Below are 4,271 nucleotides of genomic sequence, written 5' to 3' on the forward strand. Positions count from 1 at the left end.
CGACGGAACTGTAGTTAGAAGTGACGGCTTGGTATTCGTAGCGCGTGATCGCGGCGCCGACTTGGAGCTGGCGCTTTTGCGTGTCGAAGGCTTCATCGGCGCTGGCCTTGGCGGAGTCAAAGCGGGCCTTGAGCTGGCTTTGATCTGGGCCGCTCTGCTTGTGCGATGTGGCAGCAGGTTGATCCTGATCGGGGTCGACAAAGCTCTTTAAAAAGCCGCGCACCCGTGACCCTGTGGCCTCAGGCTGAACCGCATCACTCGAGGCGGCATCGGCTTCGGCGTCCTCCAGCTGGCGGTGCAAGCGATCGACTTCCTGATAGGTGTCTTTCCGCATGGCCTCGAGCTGATTATCGAGAAAATGGTCGGGGTCCTTGGCAAACGCGCGCAGTTGCGGCAGGATCTCGCGCTCGGCGTCCGTGCGCTGTACAATGCTGCGGCTGAACACGTCAATCGTGCCAAACTGGCGGCGGTGGTACCAGTCGCCAAAGTAGACCTCGCCTTGGTCGGACACCTCGAAGAACGGGATGTGTTCGCGCAAGAAGGCGATGAAGTCCTGGCGCAGGAAGTCGTGCAGCTCGCGCACAGCGGCCTTGTCGTAGGCCAGAATGTAACCCGGGGTTTCTGCCAGCGTCAGACGCAACGTCTCGCTGGTCGTATCGATGCCCTGATATAAATGATAGGTCGAGCGGTCAGCCCAGGCCTGAGCGAATGTTTTAAAAAAAATTATTTTGATAATTAAGGCTGGATTCTACTGTCATGTCGTTTCCTCTCGCTTCTTACTGATACGTTTAGTTTACCGCAACCGCAGGACCGGTGAAACCAGTGCCATCAAAAGTTTCCTTATATTGTGCACAATTTGAGCTTTTAAAATGAGAAAGTGCCCATTTAGGCGGACAAACGATGCCGGGCCGGATAGAATAAGTTGCAGACCGACTTTGGAGGGAAGGACGCATGGCAAAAAAAAGACACTGACGCTGAAGTGGTTATTTCTCGGCTCGCTGATCACCAACACCGGGATCTCGTTCATCTGGCCACTGACCACGATTTACATGCACGAGTACTTGGGTGAGTCCCTGACAATTTCGGGGATCGTGCTATTTTTCAATTCCGTGGCGATGATGCTGGGAAACTTGATCGGTGGGCGGTTGTTTGATCGGTGGTCGCCGTACCGCACCATCCTGACTGGAATCGGGCTCGACGTCGGGACCTCACTGGCCCTCATTTTTTGGCACGGCTGGCCGGCGTACCCGTTATTTTTGGTGCTCATGGGCTTTGGCTCAGGACTGGTGAACACGGCGATCAACTCGTTTGCCACGCTGGCGACCAGTCGGCGCGCCAGCTACGTGTTTAACGTCCTGTACTTTATGCAGAACTTAGGCTTGGTGATCGGGACACTGATTGTCGGCTACGTGCTGCCGCTCGGGATCGCGTACATTTTTGCACTGGCGTTTGTCATGTTTTTGCTGTTCTTCGGCGTGGCGCTTGGGCACTTCAATATTCCCAAGCGCCCGACTGCTGAGCGAGTCCAAGCGGGGAAAACTAACCGCAAGAATCCACACCTGATCAACATCATGTTGCTGCTGATGACGTTGTTTTTGACCTGGGTGGCGTACGAGCAGTGGCAAAGTAACATCTCCACCTTCATGCTGTCGCTGGGTATGAACGTGCGCAATTACTCATTCTTGTGGACGTTTAACGCGGTGCTCATTGTGCTGGGGCAACCGATCCTGACCCTGTTTGACGACTGGCTGACCGCGCACTTGCGCCTGCGTCTCGGCGTGGGGTTTGCGCTATTTGGCACGGCCTTCCTGATCCTGATCCCGGCGCACTCGTACTGGATGTTCGTGCTGGCGATGGGCGTGTTGACCTTAGGGGAGATTCTGGCGCTGCCTTCTGTGGCGACCTACGTGGACATGTACACCGAGCTGGCAGAAAAAGGCCGGTTCCAAGGCTATGTGCAGATGTTTGCCTCTGCCGGCCGGGCAGTCGGCCCCCTGGCTGGGGCGCTGGTGATCGAATCTGTCGGTTACCACCCGCTGTTTCTCGCGCTGGCGATTATTTTGTACGTGTCGATCGCGATTTTCTCTTGGCGGGCAGCATCGGTTAAATAACTAATGCAATTCATCATTAATATTATAAAAGTTCATATTTTCTTCACAACTTATGGATATTATAAGAACATAGAAAGACGCAAGCCTTTCTACCCCAACCCAATTTTTCATTTTTACTCCTCCAAAGTAAAAATTGTCAGGCAGTCCCCCAAACTACCTGGCCAACTCCTCAGGCCGCTCACTCAGCGGCCTTTTTGGTGCCGCCAAGGCCAGCCCAATGGCCCAGCCGGTCGTCGCGGCAAAATCCTCTTTACAGCCGGTCTTGGTATGCTACAATAATACTTGTGTTTTGGGTCCGTAGCTCAGTTGGGAGAGCGCTGCCTTCGCATGGCAGAGGTCGTGAGTTCGAATCTCATCGGATCCATAGGGGTAAAAAAACCGGTATTCGCAAGGCGCTTGCAAGGCCTTAGAATGCCGGTTTTATTGTATTTAGGAAAGCTTCGCGGTTTGTCTGGTCTCTTTCCGATTATCTCAAAGGATGATGAAATGATTACCGCAGAGATGACCAGAAGGGGATGCCAGTTGGAACAGAAAAAAAGGCAAAACTATTCGCGTTGCTCTTTACGATTAATAAAGAGAATCTAGCGGGAGACAAAGCGCTCACGGATGACATTTGCCTTGGAACGAATTCATTAACGACGGCAGCCATGGTCCTTAACATATTAGGGGCGATTTACCCCCTATCTGAGCTTTTACCCGTACATGGCGAAAATCTCGAATGCGCTAAACGGTCCGCTTGAGTCAGTCATCATTGTGTATGATTATTCTCCGCCGTTGTCTGACGACTGGCTGAATAACCAGGCACCTAGACGTTTAGCCGATTGTCGGCGCTTCGTGGCTGATAGATCAGTCAAATTGGCCGAGCATATGGCCGGACTAGCTGATGGTGATTCGCCTTGAAAGCGGGGTATTGGCGTGATCAGCGAGGTTATTGTTGACAGCGTCGTCAATATTTTTGAGGACGGTCAAATGAATCAAAAAGCCGGCGCATGGCCGGCTCAGGTGACATCATTTTTTTGATAAACGTGAGATATGCCCAGTATAGCCCGGCCACGATGGCCAGGAACAAGGCGATTTTGATAATCAGGCTGATGATGCCTGCCACCAGCGGCAGCAGAATCAGTCCCAAAATGATGATCACGCGATGACGCCGATTTGTTTCCATTGCGCAGTTCCATAGTGAGCCTCCATGAGATGATAATTTCAGTATAGCAAAGGCTGGTGACGAGCGCGCGGTTTGACCGTAAAATCGGCCTGAGGACTGAGGTGGACGGGCCATATTTTCACGCAATGACACGATAATGATTAAATTGTCCGCCATACAATATCTAGTATTTTTGGCCAATTTGGACGGTCTTTCTGCCATATATAGTGCCCATCCAATCTTAAACGTGATAGAATGTTTCTATGATGTTCGAATCTGAACAAAGGAACGGAGAGGGTATCCATGATCGATTTAAAAGTAAAAATCAACGTAAAAAAACGCGACGGGCGGATCGTCGATTTTGACCAGAGCAAAATCACGGCCGCGATCACGAAGGCAGCAAAGGCGGTGAACGGCGAGCTTGCGCCGACCGACTACACGTTGATCGAATCGATCTCGGATGCCGCGGTCGCGACGATCACCGAGCGCTTCACTAAAGACGTGCGCATTCCCGAGGTGCAGAGCATTGTGGAGCAGGCGCTGCTGGATGCGCACCAGTACGACTGGGGCGAGGCCTACACCAAATACCGGGTAAAGCGCGACATCGAGCGCTCGAAGAAGGCCGACGTCAACTACAACGTCCAGAAACTGTTGGACCGCGACTCGACCGTTGTGCACGAAAATGCCAACAAGGACTCGCGTGTGTTCTCCACGCAGCGGGACCTGACGGCCGGCGCCGTGGCCAAGGCCATTGGGCTGAAAATGCTGCCACCGGCCGTGGCAAACGCCCACCTGCGCGGCGATATTCACTGGCACGACCTCGACTACACGCCTTACATGGCCGAGACCAACTGCTGCCTGATCGACTTCAAGGAAATGCTCAATCACGCTTTTGCATCGGCAACGCCGAGGTAGAGCCGGCTCACAGCATTCAGGTCGCCGTCACCCAAATGACGCAGATCATCGCCAACGTCGCCTCTACCAGTACGGCGGTTGCTCGCGCGGACGTCGGAACC

3 protein-coding genes, 1 tRNA gene and 1 pseudogene are annotated in these 4,271 nt (G+C 53.2%); 3 read left to right on the forward strand and 2 right to left on the reverse strand.

Translation table 11 applies throughout. The features are described 5' to 3' along the window. A partial coding sequence (locus JCM13995_RS13025; RefSeq protein ID WP_054666377.1) for a hypothetical protein occupies positions 1–640 on the reverse strand: 640 nt, incomplete at its 3' end. A gap of 295 nt (positions 641–935) precedes the next feature. On the opposite strand from JCM13995_RS13025, the gene JCM13995_RS13030 reads away from it, so the two are divergent. Both JCM13995_RS13030 and JCM13995_RS13035 read left to right on the forward strand, forming a co-directional pair. After that, positions 936–2,111, forward strand: a complete 1,176-nt coding sequence (locus JCM13995_RS13030) for an MDR family MFS transporter (protein ID WP_054666381.1) — start codon at positions 936–938, stop codon at positions 2,109–2,111. A 291-nt stretch (positions 2,112–2,402) separates the two neighbouring features. After that, positions 2,403–2,475: transfer RNA gene (locus tag JCM13995_RS13035), tRNA-Ala, on the forward strand. A gap of 582 nt (positions 2,476–3,057) precedes the next feature. On the opposite strand, the gene JCM13995_RS14770 is transcribed toward JCM13995_RS13035, so the two are convergent. After that, on the reverse strand, positions 3,058–3,477 hold the full coding sequence (locus JCM13995_RS14770; protein ID WP_156314501.1) for a hypothetical protein: 420 nt from the start codon (positions 3,475–3,477) through the stop codon (positions 3,058–3,060). Positions 3,478–3,558: 81 nt separating this feature from the next. Here JCM13995_RS14770 and nrdD point away from each other — a divergent pair. Next, positions 3,559–4,271: pseudogene (gene nrdD / locus JCM13995_RS13050) on the forward strand (anaerobic ribonucleoside-triphosphate reductase); the annotation flags it as partial.

The sequence above is a fragment of the Lacticaseibacillus camelliae DSM 22697 = JCM 13995 genome, assembly GCF_001311195.1.
GTDB lineage: Bacteria > Bacillota > Bacilli > Lactobacillales > Lactobacillaceae > Lacticaseibacillus > Lacticaseibacillus camelliae.